This is a genomic window from Kluyvera sp. 1366 (genome assembly GCF_054823405.1).
This window is the reverse complement of the sequence record NZ_JBTRDW010000004.1, coordinates 424,372-448,844: the sequence shown is the minus strand read 5'-3', so window position 1 is coordinate 448,844 and position 24,473 is coordinate 424,372. Positions and strand designations below refer to the sequence as shown.

The window sequence follows — 24,473 nt, the reverse complement described above, 5'->3', positions numbered from 1 at the left end:
CGTAGTCAGTAAACAGGTAGCTGCAAGCCTGGGGCGGTAGCCTGCCTGTTTTACCTGACGAAAGCAGAATAAATCTGCACGGTTTATTTGGCGATTATCTTATTTAGCGATCTTTTTACAGAGAATTAAAGGCCAGTTTTATTTGACCTGAGGAAACTCTGAAATAGACAGGCAATAAATGTTAAGCCGGGCGCAAGCAACGTGCACTGTTAATCACTGCAATGTTCAGCGAATACTTTTTCCGTCCGCAACTTTTACTCCGACAGAGTCCAGAGGTTATATGCAAAATCCCGTTAACGACGTTTTGATCAGCGTCATCGTGCCGGTGTATAACGCCGCGGCGTATCTGGAGCGATGCATTGACAGCCTGCTACAGCAGGAAGAAAGCCGTTTTGAAGCGATATTTATTAATGACGGCTCCAGCGATAACTCGCTCGCGATATTACAGAATTACGCCCACTACCCACATTTTCACATTATCGACAAAACCAACGGCGGCGTTTCGTCGGCGCGCAATCAGGGCATTCGCGCCTCGCGCGGCAAACTGCTGTGCTTTTTAGACGCCGATGATTTTCTGCCGGCCAGCGCGTTTGCCACCTATGTGCGGCTGATGCAAAACAACATCGCCATGGTGGGTGGGGAATCGCAGCACATCACGCCGCAAGGCGATCCGCTCGATTTCCCGGCCAACAGCAGTGACGCGCGCCAGCTGACCGCTTCGGCGGCGATTAACGATCTGCTCTATTTCAATCCGCGTCACGGCATCTGCGACAAGGTGTTTCGTGGTGATGTGATTCGTCAGCATCAGCTCACCTTTAACGAAGAGATTTATAACTTCGAAGATCTGCTGTTTGTGGTCAATTACCTGCACCTGCAACAGGATCGTCAGGTGATCTTCACCCAGCAGGTGGTTTATCACTATGTGGAATCCACCAACTCCGCCACGCGATCGGCGTTACGCGAAAAGCATTTCTCCTTTGCGCGTTCGTTTAATGGCATGCAGGCGTTTTTATCCGCGCAGCATAGCCGCTGTTATTACCATCTCTATTTAAAAGTGACCTCGTCTTATATCTATAAAGCGCTGCACAGCGACGGATTCAGCCGCGCCTTTATTGATGAATATATTTCGCTCTACCGTCGCAGCTTCAAGTCCTATTTCACATCAGGATTGATGCTCAATCCGTGGAGCCTGTACTTTGCGCTGTTTTTTGTCAGTCCACGACTGGTATCGCGTCTGCGCCGCCTGGCACAGAAATAAACGCTGAGGTTGAGTTGTGAAAGATAAATTAAAAAATTCTATGTGGATGATCGCTGAAAAGCTGATTGCGGTGTTCGGCCTGATATTTGTCACCTCTTATGTGGCGAAATATGTGGGGCCCACCACCTTCGGCATTATCTCGATTTCGATGCTGGTATTTCAGTTCATCCAAAGCATCGCGCTGATGGGCAGCGATGTGATTCTGCTGAAACGCTTATCGCAAAATCATCACTCCGGCATGCGCTTAATGATGGCGACCTTTCTGCTGGTGTTAGTGATTTACGGCATTCTGGCAGCCAGCGGCATGCTGATTATGGGCGAAGAGTGGAGTGCTGAAGCGCGGGTATTTGTCTGCGCAGCGGCGATTGCCTGTCTGTTTTCTTCGCTCGATCTGGTCAATATCTACAACGAGGCGATGCTTAATGCGCGCCTGAATGTCATCGCCAATCTGGCGGGGCTGGCGATCAGTTTAACCGTGCGCTTCTTTATTTCGTATTACGGTTTGGATCCGCAACTGTTGTCGATTCCCATCGTGCTGGCGACTTTTATTCCGTTTGCCATCAAGCTGACGATATTCCTGAAATACCATCGTCAGGTACCGATTCCGGCACTGCGCCAGATGAAGAAATATTCACGCTATATGGTGGCGTCCGGTATTTCTCTGGTGTTTTCCGTGATTGCGGTGGCGATTTATACCCGCGTTAATCAAATCAGCGTGTCGTATTTCCTTGGCGTGAAAGAGGCGGGGATTTTCTCTGTCGCGCTGACGCTCGCCACCGCGTGGGTATTTTTACCCAATGCCTTGCTGGCTTCCTTTTTCCCGGCGTTCTTTGCCGAACGTGACGATCGGCAATCGATTATCAAAGCGCAGAAATTACATCTGCTGGTGATAGGTGTCTCGTCGCTGGTGATTCTGGCGATTTGGTTATTGTCCGGATGGTTTATCCGTGACTTTTACGGTGCGGAGTATCTCGATGCGGTAGCGCCAACGCTGTTACTCAGCGTGGGTGCGATGTGCGCGGTGCTAAGCAGCGTGATGGATCGTTTCATTATTAAGTACAACGGATATCGCTATTTAGTGAAGAAAACCTTCGTGGTGTTATTAATTTGCGTGGCCTCCTCTTTATTGTTGGTTCCTTATTTCGGTTTAAATGGCGCGGCCATGAGCGTGGTATTAACCGAGTTTTTATCTTTCTCCCTGCTTAATTACTTTTTCCCTGCTCAACCCGTAATGCGTATTCATCAAATTTTTATCAATCCCAGGAAACTATGGCTGTTATTTAACAATATCAAAACCTCAGACAGTAAAGAGAGTTTATCATGAATGAAAAACCCCTGTTTAGTCTTATCATTCCCGTCTATAACTCACAAAAAACCATTAAACGTACCTTACTGAGCGTGCTTAAACAGACGTTCAGCAGTTACGAAGTGATTGTGGTTAATGATGGCAGCAGCGATTCAACCGCGAATATTCTGCAGGAGTTTAGTGCTTATTCGCAGGTCACGGTAATTCACCAAATTAATGCCGGTGTCAGCGCCGCTCGAAATAGCGGAATGCAGCAAGCCAGCGGTGAATATGTGTTATTCCTCGATGCGGATGATTGGGTGGATGATAACTTCCTGATGATCTTCAAACAGAATCTCGATGCCTGGCCAGCGGAATCTGTCGATTTGATGGTGGGCAACCTCAACGACAACCGCGTGGGCAAAGTGTCGCAGGCGGGCTTCTTCAGTCAGGAGGACATTCCTTATGTGCTCGGTGAGTTGGAGATGAGTGATAACATCGGTTATCTGCATAACAAATGTTATCGCCGTCAGATTATTGAGGAGTTGAACCTGCGCTTTTTGGAAGGTATCTCCATGAGCGAAGATTTGCTATTTAACCTTAAATTCTTCAGCTGCATTAGCAATTTTCTGGTCACGCCGGGTGCGGCTTATCATTATGAAGACGTGGCGGGTTCATTATCGAAGCGTAAAGTGCAATACAGTGAACTGAAAGTACGTAAACAGTTTCTCACCGCACTGTATGATTCGATCATCAGTAAATATCAGGCCAGCGATCTCGACTATTTCCTTAAAGGCATCTCCAAACGTGTGCTGGCGCTGGATATGCAAATCGTGACCGCAATGTATCACTCATCGTTTTCACCTGCGGATATTGCCCAGGAAATTGATCAAATAAAGCGGGGTAAATACTCAAAAGGTATTTTCATCCTGCTGAATAAAAATGAAAAATTGAAGTACATGATTATGAATTTGAATACACTCACAGCGTACTATTTTCTTTATGCACTCTACAGAATGCGCGCATTCTAATTAAATTCTCCCGGCGTTAGCCTCTGGACGCATTTGCTGTATCAGAGGCTAGTGGCCGGGGGAGTTGCTCTTGTGTCATTTGCACTACCCGTGGTAACAGCCCAGCGTTGCCACACCTTTCCACTTTCCTCACGCCTTTCTGCTGGCTCCCTGTTACTCCTTCTTGCACTCATTCCGCGTCTCATGTCAAATAGCGCCCCATGCAATCGATTGCGCGCATGTTTCGTGCATTTACTGCGGCGCAAAACATCAGGATGCGTGAATTTCATCTCATGAAGCGTCATCCTTTGCGTTCCGGCCGGGCGGAGCAGCCCACGCCATGATTGGTAGCCATCTTTGTGGCTGCATGTTGATAAAGCTTGAAATTCTGGAGAGACAGATGGACAACTCACAAACCGGTACGCTTGGCACCGTAGAAACGGCGGCTAAGGGCTGGCGTAAGAGTGATACCGTGTGGATGCTGGGTCTGTACGGTACGGCGATTGGTGCGGGCGTGCTTTTCCTGCCGATTAACGCCGGTGCCGGCGGGCTGATTCCGCTGATTATCATGGCGATTCTTGCCTTCCCGATGACCTATTACGCGCACCGCGCGTTAACGCGCTTTGTGCTCTCCGGTAAAAATCCCGGCGAAGACATTACCGAAGTGGTGGAAGAGCACTTTGGCGTGGGCGCTGGCAAGATCATCACCTTGCTCTACTTCTTTGCTATCTATCCGATCCTGCTGATGTACAGCGTGGCGATCACCAACACCGTGGATAGCTTTATCGTGCATCAGCTAGGCCTGGTTTCGCCGCCGCGTGCGCTGCTGTCGCTGATTCTGATCATCGGCATGATGACGGTGGTGCGCTTTGGCGAGCAGATGATTGTGAAAGCGATGAGCATACTGGTGTTCCCGTTTGTGGCGGTGCTGATGCTGCTGGCGGCTTATCTGGTACCGCACTGGCATGGTGCAGCGCTGGAAACGTTGTCGTTAGATGCGAATGTAAGCGGCCACGGCATTCTGATGACGCTGTGGCTGGCGATTCCGGTGATGGTGTTCTCCTTTAATCATTCGCCGATTATCTCCTCTTTTGCTGTTGCCAAGCGCGATGAGTACGGCGCAGGCGCGGAGAAGAAGTGTTCGCGCATCCTGGCGAACGCCCATCTGCTTATGGTCGTGACGGTGATGTTCTTTGTGTTCAGCTGCGTGCTGAGCCTGTCGCCCGCCGATCTGCAGGCGGCGAAAGATCAGAACATCACTATTCTGTCCTATTTAGCCAACCACTTTAATGTACCGATGATTGCGTGGATGGGGCCGATTGTGGCGATGGTGGCGATCACGAAGTCATTTCTCGGGCATTATCTGGGGGCGCGTGAAGGGTTTAACGGCATGGTTGTGAAGTCGCTGCGCAGCCGCGGTAAAACCGTCACGCCGCAGCGTCTGAATCGCCTGACCACCACGTTTATGCTGCTGACCACCTGGCTGGTGGCAACGCTGAACCCCAGTATTCTGGGCATGATTGAAACGCTGGGTGGGCCGATTATTGCGATGATTCTGTTCCTGATGCCGATGTATGCCATTCAGAAAGTGCCGGCGATGCGTCAGTACAGCGGGAAAATCAGTAACGTGTTTGTGGTGATCGTTGGCGTGCTGGCGATTTCGTCGATTGCTTATTCGCTGGTCAGCTAAGCATATATATCAGAAAGGTCGCCAGGCATGGCGACCTTGTCATCATTACACCGCAGCCGTTTTAAACACACTCATCGACTGCGCCAGGCGATCTGCCTGTTCCTGCAACGCCTGCGACGCCGCTGAGGCTTCCTGCACCAACGCGGCATTCTGCTGCGTCACCGCCTCCATCTGCGTAATCGCTGAGTTGATCTCGCTAATCCCGCTACTTTGCTCGCTGCTGGCAATGGTGATTTCGCTCATAATATCCGCCACGCTCTTCACGCTGTTGACCACTTCACCAATCGTTGAACCGGCGTGCGTCACCAGACGGCTACCTTCATCCACCTGCGCGACCGAATCCTCAATCAACACCTTGATCTCTTTCGCGGCAGATGCCGAACGTGCCGCCAGATTACGTACTTCGGTGGCTACCACGGCGAAACCACGGCCTTGCTCACCGGCGCGTGCGGCTTCGACCGCGGCGTTAAGGGAAAGTATGTTGGTCTGGAAGGCGATGGAGTCGATCACGCTGATAATATCGACGATCTTCTTCGAAGAGAGCGTAATGGCTTCCATCTTCTCGATCACCTGTTCCATCACCACGCCGCCTTGCTTCGCCACGTTGGAGGTGTTGGCCACCAGCTGATTGGCTTCCCGCGCGTTTTCGGCGTTGTGCTTGACGGTGGCGGTCATCTGTTCCATCGCCGATGCGGTCTCTTCCAGCGAGCTGGCCTGCTGTTCAGTGCGTGATGAGAGATCGATGTTACCGCTGGAGATTTGATTCGAGGCGACAGCGATGGTATCGGAACCGGCGCGCACATCGGAAACGATAGTGAGCAGATTGTCGTTCATCGCCTGCAGCGCCTGCATCAGCACGGCGGTTTCATCTTTACCGCTGATTTCAATGTGCGAACTGAGATCGCCTGCCGCGACTTTCCCGGCGATTTCCACCGCTTCATTCAGCGGACGCACAATTGAACGCGTTAGCATAAAGCCTAAGACGATGGAGGCTGCAATGGCGAGAGCGGAGAAGATTAGCGTCATCTCAATAGCGGATGAGCCGTTATCAATAATCTTCGCGCCTTCTTGCTGTAACTGCTGCGATTGCGAATCGGCAAACGCCACCGCGCTTGCCAGGAAAGCGTTTTGCGTATCGGTAATGGATTTCAGTACATAGGTGCTGGCGGCGTCTGCATCGCCAGCGCGTACCAGCTCAATCAGCTGATGTTTCTCGGCCTCGAATTTGTCACTGGCCGCCAGCAGCCCGGCGATTTTCTTTTTACCCACTTCGGTAACCTGTATCGCTTTGATTTTATTCATCGCGTTGTTGGTATGCTCAGTGGCTTCGGCGAGTTGCTGATAACGTTTAACGTTATTTTCCGGACGCGTGGTATCAATCACGATGCCACGCAGATATTTAATTTGATCGTTAACACCGTCACGGACGTCAAAACCGAGACGCACTTTTACGTAACGGTCTTCCACAATCGACGTAATACCGGTTTTGATGTTGTTAATTTTGGTAATCGACGTGATGCCGACAATGACTAACAGTGCCACCACTAAACCAAAGGCGATGCCCAAACGGACGCCGACCTTCATATTCTTTAAGCTCAACATTGGTTCTCCCCGTAATGCCAAAAATTGATGTTTTCAAGACGGAAAAGCAGGCAAGGTGCCCGCATCAGGTTGATGTTTTCTAAGGTAAAAATGGTTACGCAGCGTGACAGATCTGGTATGGCAGCACCAGCGCAAGCGCTATCAGTTATCGGTTGTTAATGTTTTAACTTTAATTTTTTAGAGATGCGTCACGGTTTGGTTAATGACGTTAACCTTGATTTTTGACTGGATGGGAAAGTGAGGCGGGAGGATCCTGGTTGAAGGGTCGCCAGGAATGGCGTAATGCCGATCAGTTAAGCACCTTATCAAATCACCGCACATTCCGTAGCGGCGCGATTTATCGCGCAATGAATTGCGCCGCTACACTGTGTGCTCTCGGTAATTAAGGGTTTTCAGGTCTTAACTGACAAGCATTACGCTATGAACGGTGGCGTTACGATAATTAACGCGGCTTTTTCAGCACGCCGTGGATCACATTCGACAGCTCGTTGATTTCGAACTTCGCCACGTAACCATCGGCACCGACTTTACGCACGTGATCTTCGTTGGCGCTGCCGGAGAGTGAAGAGTGGATCACCACCGGAATCTGGCGCAGGTTGTTATCGCGTTTGATGTTGCGCGTTAAGGTAAAGCCATCCATTTCCGGCATTTCGAGATCGGTCAGCACCAGCGCGATCTTATCGTGGATCGACTCACCGTTTGCAGCCGCTTCTTTCTGCATCTCGTTAATTTTGATCCAGGCTTCCAGACCGGTGTTGTGCATAATCGCCGGGATGCCCATGCTTTTCAGGCCTTGCTCCAGCAGCTGACGCGCCACTTTGGAATCTTCCGCCACAATCGCCACCTGGCCAGGCTTCAGATTGAAGTCTTTGGCGGTCTCCGCGCTTGGCTCAACGCCGCGCACTGAAGGAATGATGTCATACAGAATCTGCTCAACGTCCAGCACCATCGCCAGATTATTACTTTGGCCGTCGGTATCCAGACAGGCGATGCTGGTGATGTTGCGGCTACCGATGCCCGCTTCCGCCGTGTGCACCTGGCTCCAGTCGAGACGCACAATGTTCTCCACCGATTCCACCGCAAACGCCTGAGTGCTGCGCGCATATTCGGTCACCAGCAGCAGGTTAAGGCCGGTTTCTGGTTTGCAGCCGGTGACGGCGGGCAGATCGATAACCGGAATAAACTGGCCGCGAATACTCGCCATGCCAAGCAGCGGCGATTGCATGCCAGCGGCGCGGGTGATGGTAGGCATCGGCACGATTTCACGCAGTTTAAATACGTTGATGCCGTACAGCTCAGATTTGCCTTTCAGCTGATCGGAACCCAGTCGGAACAACAGCAGTTCGAATTTATTGGAAAGCGCAAGGTTGGCGCGTTCATCGATCTCTTTCTGAAAATTATCCATCATGGCCTCGGAGCAGATCTGGGCTGAGTAAAGGGCAGGGCAATATCGCCATGATTAACTTATCGGCAGAAGAGAAAAAAAATGAAGGGGGAGATAACGGAAATTTTAGCGTGAGAGCGATCGCCCTCACGCGGGTACCCTTTACTTCAGCAGAATGGCGCGTACGCTTTTGCCTTTGATCTTGCCCTCTTTCAGCTTGATCAGCGCTTTCTTCGCCTGAGCGGCGTCGATGGCAACATAGGCGTGGGTGGCGGTCATATCGATCTTGCCGATCTGGTCGCCGCTGAATCCGGCTTCACCGGTCAGCGCGCCGAGAATATCGCCCGGACGGATTTTGGCTTTGCGGCCGCCATCAATGCACAGCGTCATTTTGGTCGCCGGCAGCGATTTGGCGCTGGTGCCTTTCAGCGAGCTGGAGGAAACCCAATTGAGCTTCTGCTGCAGATACTCTTCCAGCGCATTGGCGCGCACCATTTCGTCGGGGGCAACAAAGCTTACCGCTAACCCTTTCTCACCGGCGCGACCGGTACGGCCGATGCGATGAATGTGCACTTCCGGATCCCACGCCAGCTGGAAATTCACCACCAGCGCCAGCGATTTAATATCCAGACCGCGTGCAGCGACGTCGGTGGCGATCAATACGCGGATGCTGCCGTTGGCGAAGCGAATCAGCACGCGCTCACGATCGCGCTGCTCCAGATCGCCATGCAGCGCTAACGCACTGATATCACGCTCGTTCAGCGCGGCAGCAACGTCGTCACATTCGCGCTTGGTGTTACAGAACACCACGCAGGAGGCCGGTTGTTGCTGGCTGAGCAGCGCGCCGAGCAGGCTGTGGCGCTCTTTGGCGCTGGCTTCAATAAACTGCTGCTCGATGGTCGGTAACTCGGTTTTATCTTCGGTGGCGACTGCCAGCGCATCGCGCTGAAAACGCTGGCTGAGACTGGCGATGGTATCCGGCCAGGTGGCAGAAAACAGCAGCGTCTGGCGCGTTTCTGGCGTAAAGCCGATGATCGCTTCCATGTCGTCGCGGAAGCCCATCTCCAGCATGCGATCGGCTTCATCCAGCACCAGCGTTTGCAGCTGGCTGAGATCAAGGTTGTCGCGCTTCAGGTGATCGAGCAAACGGCCCGGCGTGCCCACCACGATATGTGGCGCATGCACTAAAGAATCACGTTGCGCGCTCATCGGCTGGCCGCCGCACAGCGTCAGAATTTTGATGTTGCGGGTAAAACGCGCCAGCTGACGCAGCACGTTGCTGACCTGATCGGCCAGCTCACGCGTCGGGCACAGAATCAGCGCCTGAGTGTGGAACTGGCTGTTATCGATGCGGTTCAGCAAACCCACGCCAAAGGCGGCGGTTTTGCCACTGCCGGTTTTCGCCTGCGCACGCACGTCGCGCCCTTCCAGAATCGCGGGCAGGGAAGCGGCCTGAATCGGCGTCATGGCGTCGAAACCCATCTCGCGCAGGTTATCGAGTTGGCTGGCGGGCAGTTGCGTCAGGGTAGAAAAAGCAGTCACGGGAAAGTCTCTAATTGCGGGTAGGATGGCGGCGGTCAGTCTGGCAGAAAGGGGCGTGATCGGCAATGGCAAAAGCGCTTCTACTGCCTGCCTGAAAACCGTTAGCGTTATAGCAGGCTTGTCTCGTTTTTATACGCATACTGTTGCGAAGTTCTAATGCTTTTATGGTTGATTTTATTCTGCAATGAAGGCGCTAAACCTCGACATATTCAACGAAAAAGGAGAATTAGCGTTATTAAACAACCATTATCAGGGTTTGTTAATGCTTACTTATAAGTATTGTGCTAATGAATGGCTTCGCTTAGGTAAAATTCTGATTAAAACGAATAGCCGATTTGCTTTATATTTACCCCGCCGTTTGGCTAATCAGTAAATACCCATAATATTTCAGAGGTCATTTCATTGAGTCATTATGTCCAGGGACAAAACGAAGACATTCTGAAAATCGTCGGCCGCGCCGTGTTAACGCTGCATCTGCATGGGGAAACCTTATCTTCGGATAAAGTCAGCTCTATGATTGCCTGTTACGCGGAAGAAGAGCCTGTCAGCGACGATGAAAACCAGCGGCTGTATGCGCTGGCGATTCAGATGCTTTCGTAAAATCCAGCACTCATCGGGTGTGCGCATGCTGCCTGTTTATGTCGTACGTAAAGCCTCCTTGCGGAGGCTTTTTTGTTGGGTGCCTTCAGCCACAAGCTGCATACCATTGTAGCGGCGCAATTTATTGCGCTATGTCGTGAAGGGCGCGGTGCCGCCATTAATACGCGCGATAAATCGCGCCGCTACGGGAATGTGCGATTTTTGGGCTTACGCACTGAACACTGGCAATCCGTGGTGGAAGGTGGCGCGGACCGGGGAGATGCGGGCAACGGCTTCGGCGGAACAGCTGGCCTCGACCAGCATCATGCTGGCTTCATCGTCGACATTCGGCCACTGACGTTCGCCCTGATTCGACAGCGGCAAAATCCCGCCGGTGGCGATATGCAGCGCGCGGCTCAAACCGAACTCATCGGAACCGCGATACAGCTGCGCGTACAAATTGGCTTTCTCCAGCATGCTGCCGGTGCCAAACGGTGACCAGTGATCGATCACGCTGTCCGTGCCGGTCATCACCGTGATGCCCGCCGCCTGCAACTGCGGCAGCGGCATGGTCAGCTTGCCAATCGGAATGGTCGACGCCACGCTCATCTGCTGCTCGGCCATGCCCGCAATCATCTGATCCAGCGCTTTGCCTTCCAGCGTGCCGAGCGCAAAACCGTGGCTCAGCGTCACTTTACCCTTCAGCTGCGGGTTTTTCGCGATGGTATCGATCATGTACTGAATGGCCGCCACGCCGGATGGCGAGGTTTCGTGCAGATGGATATCCACGCCGCGCTCGAAATCGAGGGCGATCTGGAACATCGCATCCAGCGACGCTTGCATCGCGCCATCCACGTTGGTGGGATCGAGCCCGCCGACAAACTGCACGCCCATCTGCATCGCTTCGCGCATCAAGCCATCAACATTCGAGTGCAGCAAACCGTGCTGCGGGAAGGCAACGATTTCACACGGGAATTCCGCATGATTCGCTAGCGCCAGCTTGAGATGCTCAAGGCTTTTCAGGCCGCTAACCGGATCGATATTGCAGTGGCTGCGCGCTTCGGTGGTGCCTTTGCTGTGCAGCAAACCAATGATCGCTTCGGCACGCGCCTGCGACGTCGGCAGCAGTTGCGGGATCAGCACCTGTTCGCGCGCAATCATATCCATGATGGTTTTGCCCTGACGCGGACGTGGCGCTTCCCACGGACCACCGTAAAAGGTTTTGTCGAGATGGATATGCATATCACGGGTGCGCGGCAGCAGCAGGGCGCCGTTGGCATCCCACTGAGGCAGGGCGGCGTTGCGCGCTTTGCCTGCGGCATCAATCGCCGCGAAAGTGCCGTCTTTGATAGTGATGTCGTACAGCGCGGTGCGCGTGGCGATCACCTCTTTACCGTCGCGCTCAAAGCCCTCTTCGAGGCGGACATTGAGCAGCTGGTAGTGCGCAACGCGCGCTGGCGGCGTGTGCGGCTGTGTGCTGTTGGCGAGCAGCGGTGAAGCGGGCGCAGCGTAGCTGATGCCGGCGGCCAGCAGGCTTCCGGCGGCGGTCAGACTAAGAAATTCACGACGGCTGGGAGAGGTCAGTTGCATCAGAGGTTCCATCAAATGAGAAACGCTTAATCTGGCAAAACTCAACGCAGCGCGCTGCGATATTTGCCACTGGTTAGCAGTGGAAAAATCACTGCCACTGTAGCTGACAAAAGGTCACCAGCGCGGCGGCCAGCGCCTGCTGCAGTTCGTCCTGCGGCGCACGGCAAAATAGCGCCAGTTCAAAATGGTTGATGGTGGGTAAACCATCGGCTTCCCCTAATACGCGATGCTCAGGCAAGCGGCAGCTGGCGGGCAGCAGCGTTAAGCCTAATCCGGCGGCGCTGGCGCTGGCGAGCGCCACCAAACTGGCACTGCTGTAGCTGATGCGCCAGCTGCGTCCGAGGCTATCCAGCGTCTGCGCCATCTCCTCGCGATATAAACCGAGCTGCGGGAACACCACCAGCGGCACCGGCGTTTGCTCAAAACAGGGATGTGCGGCGCTGTCCAGCCATAGCAGCGGCTCGGGGCGCGCAGCCAGCGGACGTTCACCGCCCGGCTGTTTGATCAGCATGATATCCAGCTCCTCACGCTGCCAGGCGCGATGCAAATCGACATACATGCCGCTCATCACATCAAGGCGCAGTTGCGGATGATCGCGGCTGAACTCCGCCAGCAAACCGGCGGTCGGCGCGGCGAAATCTTCCGGCACGCCAAGGCGCAGCACGCCGTCGCGCCATTTATCGCTCAGCACGTCGTGCGCTTCGCCGTTTAGCGCGATGATGCGGCGCGCATAGCCCAGCAGCTTTTCGCCCTCTTCGGTGAGCGCCACCTGATGCGACGTGCGCTGCAACAGCGGTTTACCGATCATCTCTTCCAGCCGACGCACCTGCTGGCTCACGGTGGATTGCGACAGATGCACGCGATCGGCGGCGCGGGTGAAGCTGGCGGTTTCGCACACCGCGACAAAACTCAGCAGTTGCTGCGGGGTGAACATCGGTTGACGATTCATTTTTCCACTGATCACTATGGTGTTATTTCATTTCCAAATAGTAACAACTGCTGCGATGCTGACAACCTCTTTGCAGCTGGATTGTGTATGAATCGACATTTCAACGGATTAACGCTCGCCGCTTTGGTATTGGCTGGGCTGAATATGCGACCGTTACTCACTTCTCTTAGTCCATTACTCGGCCAGCTTCGGCAGATGATGGGCCTCTCTTCACTGGCGGCTTCGCTGCTGCCTGCGGTACCGATGGTGATGATGGGCGCGGTCGCGCTACTGAGCGCTTCGCTGATGCAGCGCGTGCCGCTGCAACGCTTGCTGCTGGCCGGATTGACGCTGCTGCTGCTGGCGCTGGCGGCGCGTGGCGTGATCCACGACGGCAGTTGGCTGGTAATCAGCGCGCTGTTTGGCGGCCTTGGCGTGGGCGTGGTACAGATGGCGATGCCGGGCCTGATTCGTCAGCGCTTTGCACAGCGCAGCGCGCCGGTCACCGGATTGTGGGCCGGTGCGCTGATGGGCGGCGGCGGTTTAGGAGCGGCGTTATCGCCGTGGCTCAGCGATCATTTGGGCGAGCCGCTGGCGCTGAGCGGCTGGGCGCTGCCGGTGCTGCTGGCGATTGGATTGTGGTTATATGTGCGGGTGCCAACCGTCGCCAGTACGGAAAACGTTGCGCTGCCGTCGCTGTGGCGCACGCCGCGCGCCTGGACGCTGGCAATCAGTTTTGGACTGGTGAACGGTGGTTACGCTACCTGTGTTGCGTGGCTACCGGATGCCTATCATCATCTTGGCTGGTCGGCGCAGGCCGGCGGATCGCTGCTCGGCGCAATGATTCTGTGTCAGGTTGCGGGTGCGCTGTTGATGCCGCTGCTGGCGCGTAAGGCGGATCGCCGTCCGCAGCTGATTATCAGCCTGGTTTGTCAGCTGATCGGCATGAGCGGCTTTCTGTTTGCTCCACTGTTCGCGCCGTGGCTGTGGGCGGCGATTGCCGGATTTGGACTGGGCGCGGCATTCCCGCTGGCGATGGTGCTGGCGCTTGATCACCTGCCGCATCCGCAGGCCGGTGCACGGCTGGTGGCGTTTATGCAGGGCGCGGGCTTTATCATCGCCGGCTGCATGCCGTTTATCGGCGGTCAGCTGCAGGCATTAACCCACAGTTTTTCCAGCGTCTGGCTGATGCAGGCGGCGGTGACGGTCGGGCTGATTTTGCTGAACCTGCGCTTTCATCCGCGCAGTTATGGTCGGGCCTTTGGCCGGACTGCGGCGTAATTGGTCCTACCAAAAGATTCAAATGTGGCCGCGTCGTCACATAACCTGAAAAATCCCGCCTGTTTCGTTGCATCGAAGTAACAAAGCATTAACCATTCTCCTCCATTAAGCCCGCCACGCTGCATTTTGGTCCTACCAATGCAGCATGGTGGGGGAGCCTTTCTCAGGATAATGCGATGACCGAAAATACGCTGCGGGCGCGGCTCTGCGCCTGGATTACCGAGCATCAGCTGGAGCCGGGCATGCGGCTGCCGTCCGAACGCGCGCTGGCGGCCGAGTTCGGTTCATCGCGATCGTCACTGCGCGAGGCGATCCAGCAACTGATCAGCAGCGGCGTGTTGATCAGTAAACGCGGTGGCGGCACCTGGCTACGTCAGCCGCAGCAACCGTGGTCGGAACAGCGCATCGTAGAGCCGATTCGCCAACTGCTGGCTGAAGATCCCGATTATCGCTACGACATCCTTGAAGCGCGTCACGCAATAGAGGCCAGCACGGCGTGGCATGCGGCGTTGCGCGCCACCGAAGCCGATAAAGAGCGGCTGGCTTACGCCTTTGATGCGCTGCTGAAGATTAAGCAGAGCGACGATGCCGATCTCGCGGCGCAGGCCGATCTGCGTTTTCATCTCGCCATCGCCGAAGCCTCGCACAATGTGGTGCTGCTGCAGACCATGCGCGGCTTTTTCGATCTGTTGCAATCCTCGGTGCTGCACAGCCGTCAGCGCATGTATACCCATCCGGTGATTTTTAATCGTCTTAACGAACAGCATCAGGCGATGTTTGATGCGGTGATGGCCGGTGATGCGGAAACGGCGCGCCAGGCGGCGATGGATCATCTCGGCTTTGTTCACACCACTATGAAAACCCTGCATGAAGATGAGGCGCGCCAGGCGCGTATTACGCGTCTGCCGGGCCACCAACCTCAGCACAAGGAAAATAACGGATGATCATTTCTGCTGCCAGTGACTATCGCGCCGCGGCGCAACGCATCTTGCCACCGTTCTTGTTTCACTATCTGGATGGCGGCGCTTACGCCGAGCACACGCTGAAGCGCAATGTCGCCGATCTCTCCGACGTGGCGCTGCGCCAGCGCGTGCTGAAAAACATGTCGGAGTTGAGCCTCGAAACCAAGCTGTTCAACGAAACCCTGTCGATGCCGGTGGCGCTGGCGCCGGTCGGCTTGTGTGGCATGTATGCGCGCCGCGGTGAAGTGCAGGCGGCGCGCGCGGCGGCGCTGAAAGGGATTCCGTTTACGCTCTCAACCGTGTCGGTTTGCCCCATCGAAGAAGTGGCGCCGGCCATTAATCGTCCGATGTGGTTCCAGCTCTATGTGCTGCGCGATCGCGGCTTTATGCGCAACGCGCTGGAGCGCGCCAAAGCCGCCGGCTGTACCACGCTGGTGTTCACTGTCGATATGCCGACGCCGGGCGCACGCTATCGTGATGTGCACTCCGGCATGAGCGGCCCCAATGCGCCGCTGCGTCGATACTGGCAGGCGGCAACCCATCCGCAATGGGCGTGGGACGTTGGTTTACATGGCCGTCCGCACGATCTCGGCAATATCTCTACCTATCTCGGCAAACCGACCGGGCTGGAAGATTACATCGGCTGGCTGGCGAACAATTTCGATCCGTCGATTTCCTGGAAAGATCTGGAGTGGATTCGTGAATTCTGGGATGGCCCGATGGTGATTAAAGGCATTCTCGACGCGGAAGATGCGCGCGATGCGGTGCGATTTGGTGCCGATGGCATTGTGGTGTCGAATCACGGCGGGCGTCAGCTGGACGGCGTGCTGTCGTCGGCGCGCGCGTTGCCGGCCATTGCCGATGCGGTGAAAGGTGATATTACCCTTCTCGCCGACAGCGGGATTCGCAGCGGGTTGGATGTGGTGCGGATGATCGCCCTCGGTGCCGACAGCGTGCTGCTGGGACGCGCATTTGTCTATGCGCTGGCAACGCACGGTCAGCGCGGCGTTGAAAATCTGCTCAACCTGATTGAGAAAGAGATGAAAGTGGCGATGACGCTGACCGGCGCGAAATCGATCAAAGAGATTACGCAGGCTTCGCTGGTGCAGGCTAACGCGCTGTTGAGCGAGGCGGGCTTGAGTCCCGCGCGTCCACGCGCCGTGAGCTAATCCAGCAGAATGAGTCATGTTGTCTATACTCAATAGCTGTCGAACACAACAGGAGGAATGACATGACCATTCATAAGAAAGGATCGGCCCATTGGGAAGGCGACATTAAAGGCAAAGGTACGGTAAGTACCGAAAGCGGCGTGTTGAGCAATCAACCGTACGGTTTCAATACCCGTTTTGAAGGCCAGAAGGGCACTAACCCGGAAGAGCTGATTGGTGCTGCGCACGCCGCTTGTTTCTCAATGGCGTTGTCATTGATGTTGGGCAATGAAGGGCATCCGCCAACAAGCATTGATACCACCGCGGATGTGTCGCTGGATAAAAAGGGCGACGGTTTTGCCATCACCAAAATCGCGCTGACCAGCGCCATCGTCTTACCGGGCATTGATGACGCGAAGTTTGATGAGATCATCCAGAAAGCCAAAGCGGGCTGCCCGGTTTCTCAGGTACTGAATGCTGAAATCACGCTCGACTACACGCTGAATAAATAATCGCCCAAATGGGTGACCAGCGTTAGAATCAACGGTGCGCCTTAGGGCGCACCGTTGCTTTCTGTCGTCTGGAGGATGCGTGGCAAAAAAACTGGCTGCAACCAAACACTGGAAAATGATCGTGGTGCTGTTGTGCATCTGCGGGGCGCTGATGCTGATTCGCTGGGCAGCGATGATATGGGGATGAAAGAGTGGATCAGCAGCCACAAGCTTGGCGTGTTGGTGATGGTGATTTTGGTGCTGGAGTTACTGCACTACCTGCTCACGGCGTCATGGTTCCCATGGCAGATTGGCTAATCATTCAGGCGTACTCACCGTCTGTCTGGCGTACGTTACGCGCACTGCTGCGCGCAATGCGATACGCCTTGCGTGGATCGCCCGCCACGAACTCAAACGTGGGCGAGAAATAGAATGGCAGCCAGCCGCCGAAGCCGCTTTCCCATTCCCAACGTACGGGGCAGGGCCAGAGAATGCCATCATACAAAATGTAATAAACCCAGCGTCCGTTTGGACGACGGGGGCGAGATGTTTTCATTGGATTCACAACGATGATAGTGAAAAGCAGCTTATATTTTGAACGCTACAACCCATTCTTGCAATGCCGTTTGGCTACTATTTGCGCAACTTTAATCAAGCTGGCACCGAATTAACGGTGCACTTCGCCACAAAGTAAGACCACATTTGGCCGCACTTTATGGATGCGATCGGCCATCTGCTCACAGGCCACTTTGGTCGGATAGATACGCTCCGAAACCGGTAAGGCATCACAGGCATCATGCCCACATGCGCTCACTAATAAAACAAAACCAATCAGCATAATCAGACTCCTTTAACACCTTCTCGCTGGTACGGAATGTGTGGCTGGTCGTTCCCTTTTTTGATCCAGTATAGCTAAACGCGTTGAGAGTCAATTATCACCCTGAGCGGCTTTCTTGTCCGGCTCGCAAGATTATACGCATCGCAGTGCGCAACCGTAGCTCAATCTGGGCTAAACTATGCGGCCCTGATAAAAACGATGAGTGAGTTAACATGTCGAACGAAATTGCCCAACCAGCCAGCAGCCCAAAACAAGCTGCCTTGCAACTGGTGATTGAACTGGTGCGCGCGGGAAAACTGAGCCCGCTGCACGGTGATGCTTCCAACATGATTTCTATCTACGAACAGTTCAAAACCCATTTCGAAGCGGAAAAAGAGTAATTTTTTTGCCAGCGGTCGCCATGAATGAATGGCGGCCCTATGCGATCTCATCCGTGTGGGTGCGGTCGTACTCTTCCTGCGCGCGTTCCAGTGATGGACCGTGCTCCAGCGCCCAGTCATACAACGCGACAAACGGTTGTTGCAGCGTCTGTGCCAGCGGCGTCAGGCTGTATTCCACACCGATCGGCGCGGTGTTCAGCACTTCGCGATTCACAAGCCCATTACGCTCCAGCCGCTTTAACGCATCCGCCAACGCTTTGTGAGTGATGCCATCCAGCCGACGACGAATCTCGTTAAAACGCGACGGCTTAGTACAAAGCACGGTGAGAATTAAAATCGACCATTTATTGGTGATGTGCTCCAGCACCGGCCGGGTTTTTCCTACATCTCTCAAGCTGTTACCGTCGATCTCTGCCATGGCGATATACTCCGCGATATCTGGTATAAACAAAGTGCGTAATTGTTATTAAGTATAAAATATATACCATCAGCTTTCTACCCAAACAGGAGAGAGCAGATGAGCAGACTGGATAACAAAGTGGCAGTGGTACTGGGCGGCGCAAAAGGAATTGGTCTGGCAATCAGCCAGCGTTTTGCCAGTGAGGGCGCTACCACTTGGTTTACCTCGCGCCGTGACGAGGAGTTACAGACCGCTAGCAGCAGCATCAGCGGCAACGCGCATCCGCTGCGTGCCGATGTGAGCCAGCAGAGTGAATTGACGCGCATTATTGAAACGATCACGCGTGAATCCGGCCAGCTGGATGTGTTGGTGATCAACGCGGGGATGGCGGAGTACGCCACCATTGATGAGATTAGCGCTGAGCATTTTGATCACATCTTCGGCCTCAATGTGCGCTCGCCGGTGTTTGCCCTGCAGGCCGCGTTGCCGCTGCTGAAGCCCGGCGCCAGCGTGGTATTGATTGGTTCGATTGCCGATGTGATTGGCACCGAAGGATACGGCGTTTACAGCGCCAGTAAAGCCGCGCTGCGATCCTTTGCCCGTACCTGGACGCGTGAGCTCTCTGCGCGCGGCATCCGCATTAACGTGGTGGCGCCTGGCCCGATCGATACCGATATGATGCGGGCGGCTTCTGAAGAGGTGCGCAACGGCATCACCAGCACTATTCCGCTCAGCAGAATGGGCAAGCCCGAAGAGGTGGCCAACGTCGCGCTGTTCCTCGCCAGTGACGAGAGCAGTTACATCGCGGGCGCAGAAATCTGTGTGGATGGCGGTTTGACACAGGTGTAAGCATCATACATAGCCATCTCAGGATGGCTGTTTTGCTTTGGTCAGGCGAAATACCAGGCGGGCAGGATAGCGATTAAATTGTTCAGCGTGTGCAGGAAAATCGGTAGCGCCAGGCTGTTGCTGCGCAGGCGCGCGTAGCACAGCAGCATGGAAAACAGCGTTAAGGCAACCAGCGTTTCCCAGTGCACATATTGGGTATGCATCGCGGCGAACAGCAGGGAGGTGAGCAGCATGCAGGCCAAACGGCTTCTCGGCGCCCACAACAGAAAACCTTGCAGTAAAAATCCCCGGAACAGCACTTCTTCAAACACCGGCGCCAGCAGCACGGCGGTGAGCAGCAGAATCAACATCGAGCTGCGTCCCTGCTGCGATTGCGCAATCAGCCAGCCTTCGGGTTGCAGAAATTGCGTCTGCGCCACCATCAAAGCAAACAGTAAACCGATAAACAGCAGCGCCTGCATCGGCCGCACAAAGCCCAGCGGAATGTCGCTGCGACGCTGACAGTAAAAACGGTACAGCGGATAGATCACCGCAAACTCCACCAGGCATAGCACCGGCATCAGCAAGCCGTTGGTACGCAGCATCCCGTAATTGGGAAACAGCGTAACCAGCATGGTCACAAGGTAATAGACCACAAAGCTACCCACGTAGAACAGCGTTAACGTAACTTTGTCGGATTGGGTGTCCATAGGCGACTCAGCGAGCAGAGGAGAGCGCATAGTAGCAACGCCGATCATCCCTGTCGAGGTGGCGTGCTGCACATTTGCGCTGCTCAAATATTCCACCAACAAGACTAAATCTGCGGCGCTCGGGGCCGATAACCGATCAAACCCTACAGGGTGGAGATGTGCGCAGTCTGCGTTGTCATCCGCCTTTTTTGCTGCCTGTATTCTACGAGCAATGCGCATGAATTCTGAGTTTCACCGGCACACGGCACTGGCCGCCAGGACCAATATGGAAGCACATACGGTAAGGCTGACGCGGCGCATTCTGCGCACCTTATCCTCGCTGCTGTTTGGCGTGCTACTTCTTTCTGTGGTGATGGTGTTAGTTATCGCCCATCGACAAAACATCGACTCAATCCAGCAGGATGCCAATCTGATGCGTCAGGCGTGGCAGCAACAGCAGCAACAGATGCTCGTCGATGCGCGCGATTATGCTAACTGGGGCGAAGGCTGGAAGAACCTGCATCTGACGGTCAATAAGGTTTGGGCGTGGGACGAAGAGAACTTTGGTCCGGGGCTTTACAAGGAGTATCACTACGACGGCGTGTTCGTGGTAGATGGCAATGGGAAAACCCGCTATGCGGTGATTAACGGTGAATTATCAGATGCTTCGATTGAGAGCTTGTTAGGCGCACAAAGCAACGTACTGCTAAGCGAGGCGCGCTCACGGCATGACGCCGTTGCAGGCAATGCGCTGGTGGAGAGTAACCCGGCGATCGTCGTGGCCGCACCGATTACGCCGGGCAAAGGACAGGATTTGCCGACGATGCCCGGCCCCGCTTCGGTCATGGTGTTCGTTAACATTTTCACGCCACAAAAACTGCAAACGCTGGGCACATCCCTGAATGTGATTGAGCCGCGCATCGCCAGCGATCTAAACGATGCGCTGTTTGAGCCACGGCTGGTGGAGCCGGTGCTGCAGGGCGAACCCCTGGTGCTGCGCTGGCAGCCGAAAAATCCCGGCTTCGGCGTGATGTGGCTGATGATGCCGCTGCTGCTGTTCACCGCGCTGGCGGTGGCGCTGGTGACGCGTCGCGTGCTGCGGCATGCACTGCACAACGCGGTGATCTCCGATCGTCGCTTTGAAATGCTGGCGATCAGTCAGCGTGAGTTGGCCAACAGCGAAGAGCGTTTTCGCGATCTGGCGGAAGCCGCGTCGGACTGGATTTGGGAAGTCGACGCACAGGGCCGCCTCTGTTATCTCTCGTCGCGCTTTGCTGCGGTGACCGGCCATGAAGTGAAAAGCTGGATTGGACGTCCGCTCGATCAACTGCTGAGCCATCCCAGCCATTCGCTGGTCTCCTGGCTGATGCGTCAAGGCGAAGAGGTGAAACCTGTGCCGCTGCGCTGCCAGTTTATGTCGGCCAACGGCGAGCGCCGCATTGGGCAGTTAATGGCGAAAGCCATTCGGCGTAACGGCCTGCGCTCGGGTTTTCGCGGCACGGTGTCGGATATCACTCATGAAGTGGACGCCGAAGCGCGCATTCAGTTTCTGTCACGTCATGACATGCTGACCGGCCTCGCGAACCGCATGCAGCTGCAGGAGTATTTAACCGCGTATCTGGAGTGCGTCAGCGCGGATGATCCGCTGTTTGTCATCAGTTTCGATCTCGATCAGTTCAAACCGATCAACGATACGTGGGGCCACGCGGTCGGTGATGACGTTCTGAATGAGATCTCGACACGGCTGAAAAGCTTGCTGGCGCCGAATGAACTGGCGGCCCGGCTCGGCGGCGATGCCTTTATTTTGCTGCTGCGCGAAAGCACGCGGGCGGGTGTGGAATATCGCTGTCGTGCGCTGCAGCGCATGGTGCATCAACCGATCATCAGCGGCTCGCATCAAATCAGCCTCACCGCCAGCATGGGCATTGTATCAGCACCGCAGGATGCGGCTCAGCCGGAAGCGCTGTTACGCCTGGCCGATATTGCGCTGGCTCAGGCGCGCAGTGCCGGACGCGATCGGTGGGTTTGGTACTCCACCGATATGGCGAACCATCTGCAGTCAAAACGCGACATGGTGCAGGCGATTGAAGGCGCGCTGCACAATCACGCCTTCACGCTGCATTACCAGCCGCGCTATCAGCTGCAAAGCGGGCAGCTGGCTGGCGCTGAAGCGCTGATTCGCTGGCAGATAGCCGACGACCAATGGATCACGCCCGATCGCTTTATTCCGTTAGCGGAAGAGAACGGCCTGATCGCTGCGATCAGCGATTGGGTGCTGATGCGCGCATGCGTGGACGCCCGCGACTGGGGCGAACAGCGCTATGTTTCTGTGAATATTTCGCCGGTGGAGTTTCGTAATAACGATCTGGTGCAGCGCGTGGCGCATGCGCTGAAGGTGAGTGGATTACCGGCCACACGTCTGGAGCTGGAGATCACCGAAAACGTCACTTTTGAGAATCCGGATCGCGCATTGGAGATCATGCAAGGCCTGCGCGCGCTCGGCGTGCGGCTGACGGTGGATGATTTTGGTACTGGCTATGCGGCGTTGGGCTATCTGAAAACTTTCCCGTTCAACGGCTTGAAGATCGATCGTTCATGGATGAAGGAGTTCCCGGAATCGCAGCAGGCGCAATCGGTGGTGGCGGGGATTGTCGGCCTGGCGCGCGCGTTTGCGCTGACCATTACCGCTGAAGGGATTGAAACCGAAGCACAGCTAAAGGCGCTGAAAGCGCTGTCGTGTGAAGAAGGGCAGGGATATGTCCTTGGCCGACCCATGTCGCTGGCCGCCTTTAATACGCGGTTACAGGAAGAGGAAACCGTCAATTGATTTTGCACACATTGTAGCGGCGCAATTCATTGCGTGATAAATCGCGCGGCTACGAAATGTGCGCGGCTTTTTAACGCACTCTGATCGCAACAAACGTCATCAGAGCGGCGAAGCCAACAAAAATCACCAGTTCCATCATTGCCTCCTCGCTAAGAAAATTCTTAGTTAATTGTAGTGGCTGGCGGATTGATTTTTAGACAGTGCGTGCGATTAATCCTAACTTTTGAGAGGAAGATCGCCCTTTTGAGCTTATTAGTGCGACCAATCTGCTGTAAAAATTTCCGTTTCACGGTCACGCTTTGCTACTCTCAAAAACCGGTTGTCTATTTATCCAGGAGGAGAAACTTGTGACCCATTATGGAAAAGCGCTACTGGTAACGGCCTTTTTTGCCCTGACCGCGTGCCAGTCAGCCAGCAAACCTGACGCCAGCGCGGCTGCCAGCCACGATCCGGAAACCGATCAGTGCGGCGCATCGCAATACCAAAACTACGTTGGTCAGCCATTATCGACGCTCGACAACAAACGCTTCGCGGTGCCCGTGCGTGCTATTCCGTGGAATTCAGCGGTAACGATGGATTTCAATCTGCGTCGGATAAATTTCGCGGCGGATCAAAGCGGTAAAATTTCCCGGGTGTACTGCGGATAACAAAAAAACGACATTGCATTGTCATCGGGCTGTCACAGCGCCGGGCGAGGATAACTGCGCACTACGGAGATTTCCTCGTCACTCTCGAATATGCAATGTTCGTCTTATTTCTTCCCGCTGCGGCGGGAATTTTTTTATCTTTCGGCCTGCAAGGCTGATGGAGGAGTGATGATGAGAACGCGTGGAAAATTGCTGCTGTTAACGCTGTTGTTGAGTCCGCTGGCGCAGGCGTCGAGCGAAGCCGCATGGCAGCAGAACGACAAAAATATGCAGCAAAGCTGTCTCAAGGCCAGCGGCCTGAAGACAGCGAAAGTGGTGGGTAAGCCGATTCAGTATGATGACAGCGTGGGCTTTGATGCGCTGCTGCTGGAAGGTCGCTATCCGCAAAAGCACATGAAAAATCAGGTCGGACGCGAACTCTGCCTGTACCAGCGTCAAAGCGGCAAGGCATTTGTCAGCGAAGCCGACCATCTGCGTGCGGTAAAATAGTGGCGTGGGCCGCTATTTCTGCGGCCCCGATTCCAGCAGTTTTGCCAGTAAGTTGCGGTAGCTCTGCAGCTGCTGTTCATCCCCTTCAAATTCCAGCTTATCAATCACGCGCGCAATAATCGCTTTGCTGGTGGCAGGCTGTCCGTCATCCATCAGTTCGCGCATGATCGCCGCTAACAGGTCGCTCTCATGCGGTGCATGCCAGGCTGGGCTATTGAAGTAGTCGGTAATCGCCCGACTGGCGCTGTTTGGCTGGGTTCTCATAGCTGACCTCCGCAGAGACAACGATGCCCACCGCCGGATAATGGCAGCATGGGGAAATTGGGTTTAATCATGCGGACTGTCCAGAACAGACAGCGCGTCGCCAGTGATAACTGGTGGTTTTTTAAACATAGATGCGGTGTGGAATATTGTCAGTAACGTGTAGACATATTTTTTCACGTTTGCCTGCCATTGCGATGCGCTTATCTTGCGGCAGGCTGGGTTTCAGCACATAAAGACACTAAAAAACGGCTTTCAGACATGATTTGCTGTGAGCAAAATCACGCTCGACAGTGTAAAACTGCGTTTTTTCGCCCATGCCATGTTTTGCCGTCCGGTAATGTTATGAGATTGTTAGACTGAA

General features: G+C 54.7%; 25 protein-coding genes. 15 read left to right on the top strand and 10 right to left on the bottom strand.

All coding sequences use genetic code 11. The features are described from left to right. Positions 1-280: 280 nt before the first annotated feature. From ACVLVH_RS11485 to ACVLVH_RS11470, 4 genes are all read left to right on the top strand, one after another. Positions 281-1,258 carry a glycosyltransferase family 2 protein gene (locus ACVLVH_RS11485; RefSeq protein ID WP_192415373.1) on the top strand — a complete coding sequence of 326 codons (978 nt, stop codon included), beginning with the start codon at positions 281-283 and terminating at the stop codon, positions 1,256-1,258. A 16-nt stretch (positions 1,259-1,274) separates the two neighbouring features. Beyond that, complete coding sequence (locus ACVLVH_RS11480; protein WP_192415371.1) at positions 1,275-2,582, top strand: oligosaccharide flippase family protein; 1,308 nt, start codon at positions 1,275-1,277, stop codon at positions 2,580-2,582. Continuing rightward, positions 2,579-3,574: a glycosyltransferase family 2 protein gene (locus ACVLVH_RS11475; RefSeq protein WP_101762499.1), complete on the top strand. Its 996-nt coding sequence runs from the start codon at positions 2,579-2,581 to the stop codon at positions 3,572-3,574. Before ACVLVH_RS11480 ends, ACVLVH_RS11475 begins: the two co-directional genes overlap by 4 nt. Before the next feature lie 379 nt (positions 3,575-3,953). Beyond that, positions 3,954-5,243, top strand: a complete 1,290-nt coding sequence (locus tag ACVLVH_RS11470; protein ID WP_110867788.1) for an HAAAP family serine/threonine permease — start codon at positions 3,954-3,956, stop codon at positions 5,241-5,243. Between the two features lie 45 nt (positions 5,244-5,288). Here the strand turns inward: ACVLVH_RS11470 and ACVLVH_RS11465 are convergent, their stop codons facing one another. The 3 genes from ACVLVH_RS11465 to dbpA form a co-directional block, all read right to left on the bottom strand. Further along, positions 5,289-6,845, bottom strand: a complete 1,557-nt coding sequence (locus tag ACVLVH_RS11465; RefSeq protein ID WP_110867787.1) for a methyl-accepting chemotaxis protein — start codon at positions 6,843-6,845, stop codon at positions 5,289-5,291. Between the two features lie 442 nt (positions 6,846-7,287). Continuing rightward, on the bottom strand, positions 7,288-8,250 hold the full coding sequence (locus ACVLVH_RS11460) for a chemotaxis protein (RefSeq protein WP_008105989.1): 963 nt from the start codon (positions 8,248-8,250) through the stop codon (positions 7,288-7,290). A 141-nt stretch (positions 8,251-8,391) separates the two neighbouring features. After that, a complete protein-coding gene (dbpA, locus tag ACVLVH_RS11455) occupies positions 8,392-9,771 on the bottom strand; it encodes an ATP-dependent RNA helicase DbpA (protein WP_101762496.1) in 1,380 nt (459 codons plus the stop codon). Positions 9,772-10,173: 402 nt separating this feature from the next. Here dbpA and ACVLVH_RS11450 point away from each other — a divergent pair, with 402 nt between their 5' ends. Next, on the top strand, positions 10,174-10,371 hold the full coding sequence (locus ACVLVH_RS11450) for a hypothetical protein (protein ID WP_039333073.1): 198 nt from the start codon (positions 10,174-10,176) through the stop codon (positions 10,369-10,371). Between the two features lie 207 nt (positions 10,372-10,578). On the opposite strand, the gene ACVLVH_RS11445 is transcribed toward ACVLVH_RS11450, so the two are convergent. Beyond that, positions 10,579-11,940 carry an amidohydrolase family protein gene (locus tag ACVLVH_RS11445; protein WP_312464638.1) on the bottom strand — a complete coding sequence of 454 codons (1,362 nt, stop codon included), beginning with the start codon at positions 11,938-11,940 and terminating at the stop codon, positions 10,579-10,581. Between the two features lie 88 nt (positions 11,941-12,028). Then, entirely contained in the window at positions 12,029-12,889 is an 861-nt protein-coding gene (locus ACVLVH_RS11440) for a LysR family transcriptional regulator (protein WP_110867784.1), read from the bottom strand. Between the two features lie 87 nt (positions 12,890-12,976). Between ACVLVH_RS11440 and ACVLVH_RS11435 the strand changes: the two genes are divergently transcribed. From ACVLVH_RS11435 to yniD, 5 genes are all read left to right on the top strand, one after another. Next, positions 12,977-14,149 (top strand): cyanate transporter, encoded by a 1,173-nt coding sequence (locus ACVLVH_RS11435; RefSeq protein ID WP_192415367.1) that lies wholly within the window; start codon positions 12,977-12,979, stop codon positions 14,147-14,149. 176 nt (positions 14,150-14,325) lie between these two features. Next, entirely contained in the window at positions 14,326-15,093 is a 768-nt protein-coding gene (gene lldR, locus ACVLVH_RS11430) for a transcriptional regulator LldR (RefSeq protein WP_101762492.1), read from the top strand. Next, on the top strand, positions 15,090-16,280 hold the full coding sequence (gene lldD, locus ACVLVH_RS11425; protein WP_192415365.1) for an FMN-dependent L-lactate dehydrogenase LldD: 1,191 nt from the start codon (positions 15,090-15,092) through the stop codon (positions 16,278-16,280). Before lldR ends, lldD begins: the two co-directional genes overlap by 4 nt. 62 nt (positions 16,281-16,342) lie before the next feature. Continuing rightward, entirely contained in the window at positions 16,343-16,771 is a 429-nt protein-coding gene (locus tag ACVLVH_RS11420) for an OsmC family protein (protein ID WP_101762490.1), read from the top strand. Between the two features lie 79 nt (positions 16,772-16,850). Continuing rightward, on the top strand, positions 16,851-16,958 hold the full coding sequence (gene yniD / locus ACVLVH_RS11415; protein WP_021507251.1) for a small membrane protein YniD: 108 nt from the start codon (positions 16,851-16,853) through the stop codon (positions 16,956-16,958). A gap of 114 nt (positions 16,959-17,072) precedes the next feature. On the opposite strand, the gene ACVLVH_RS11410 is transcribed toward yniD, so the two are convergent. Then, positions 17,073-17,306, bottom strand: a complete 234-nt coding sequence (locus tag ACVLVH_RS11410) for a hypothetical protein (RefSeq protein WP_110867781.1) — start codon at positions 17,304-17,306, stop codon at positions 17,073-17,075. A 111-nt stretch (positions 17,307-17,417) separates the two neighbouring features. Beyond that, positions 17,418-17,588 (bottom strand): hypothetical protein, encoded by a 171-nt coding sequence (locus ACVLVH_RS11405; protein ID WP_007887091.1) that lies wholly within the window; start codon positions 17,586-17,588, stop codon positions 17,418-17,420. Between the two features lie 212 nt (positions 17,589-17,800). Here ACVLVH_RS11405 and ACVLVH_RS11400 point away from each other — a divergent pair, with 212 nt between their 5' ends. Continuing rightward, positions 17,801-17,968: a hypothetical protein gene (locus ACVLVH_RS11400; protein WP_168197444.1), complete on the top strand. Its 168-nt coding sequence runs from the start codon at positions 17,801-17,803 to the stop codon at positions 17,966-17,968. A 37-nt stretch (positions 17,969-18,005) separates the two neighbouring features. Here ACVLVH_RS11400 and ACVLVH_RS11395 read toward each other — a convergent pair whose 3' ends face one another. After that, entirely contained in the window at positions 18,006-18,386 is a 381-nt protein-coding gene (locus ACVLVH_RS11395) for a winged helix-turn-helix transcriptional regulator (RefSeq protein ID WP_192415363.1), read from the bottom strand. A 99-nt stretch (positions 18,387-18,485) separates the two neighbouring features. Here ACVLVH_RS11395 and ACVLVH_RS11390 point away from each other — a divergent pair, with 99 nt between their 5' ends. Further along, the gene (locus tag ACVLVH_RS11390; protein WP_137385239.1) at positions 18,486-19,217 is read left to right on the top strand and encodes an SDR family NAD(P)-dependent oxidoreductase; all 732 of its coding nucleotides are present in this window, start codon (positions 18,486-18,488) and stop codon (positions 19,215-19,217) included. 41 nt (positions 19,218-19,258) lie between these two features. Here ACVLVH_RS11390 and ACVLVH_RS11385 read toward each other — a convergent pair whose 3' ends face one another. Next, positions 19,259-19,906 (bottom strand): CPBP family intramembrane glutamic endopeptidase, encoded by a 648-nt coding sequence (locus ACVLVH_RS11385; RefSeq protein ID WP_110867779.1) that lies wholly within the window; start codon positions 19,904-19,906, stop codon positions 19,259-19,261. Positions 19,907-20,123: 217 nt separating this feature from the next. Between ACVLVH_RS11385 and ACVLVH_RS11380 the strand changes: the two genes are divergently transcribed. The 3 genes from ACVLVH_RS11380 (at position 20,124) to ACVLVH_RS11370 (ending at position 23,848) form a co-directional block, all read left to right on the top strand. Further along, positions 20,124-22,712 (top strand): bifunctional diguanylate cyclase/phosphodiesterase, encoded by a 2,589-nt coding sequence (locus tag ACVLVH_RS11380; protein ID WP_192415361.1) that lies wholly within the window; start codon positions 20,124-20,126, stop codon positions 22,710-22,712. Between the two features lie 347 nt (positions 22,713-23,059). Further along, entirely contained in the window at positions 23,060-23,359 is a 300-nt protein-coding gene (locus ACVLVH_RS11375; RefSeq protein WP_101762485.1) for an I78 family peptidase inhibitor, read from the top strand. Between the two features lie 171 nt (positions 23,360-23,530). Continuing rightward, complete coding sequence (locus tag ACVLVH_RS11370; RefSeq protein ID WP_101762484.1) at positions 23,531-23,848, top strand: hypothetical protein; 318 nt, start codon at positions 23,531-23,533, stop codon at positions 23,846-23,848. Between the two features lie 12 nt (positions 23,849-23,860). Here the strand turns inward: ACVLVH_RS11370 and ACVLVH_RS11365 are convergent, their stop codons facing one another. Then, positions 23,861-24,112: a biofilm development regulator YmgB/AriR family protein gene (locus ACVLVH_RS11365; protein ID WP_192415359.1), complete on the bottom strand. Its 252-nt coding sequence runs from the start codon at positions 24,110-24,112 to the stop codon at positions 23,861-23,863. Positions 24,113-24,473: the final 361 nt, after the last annotated feature.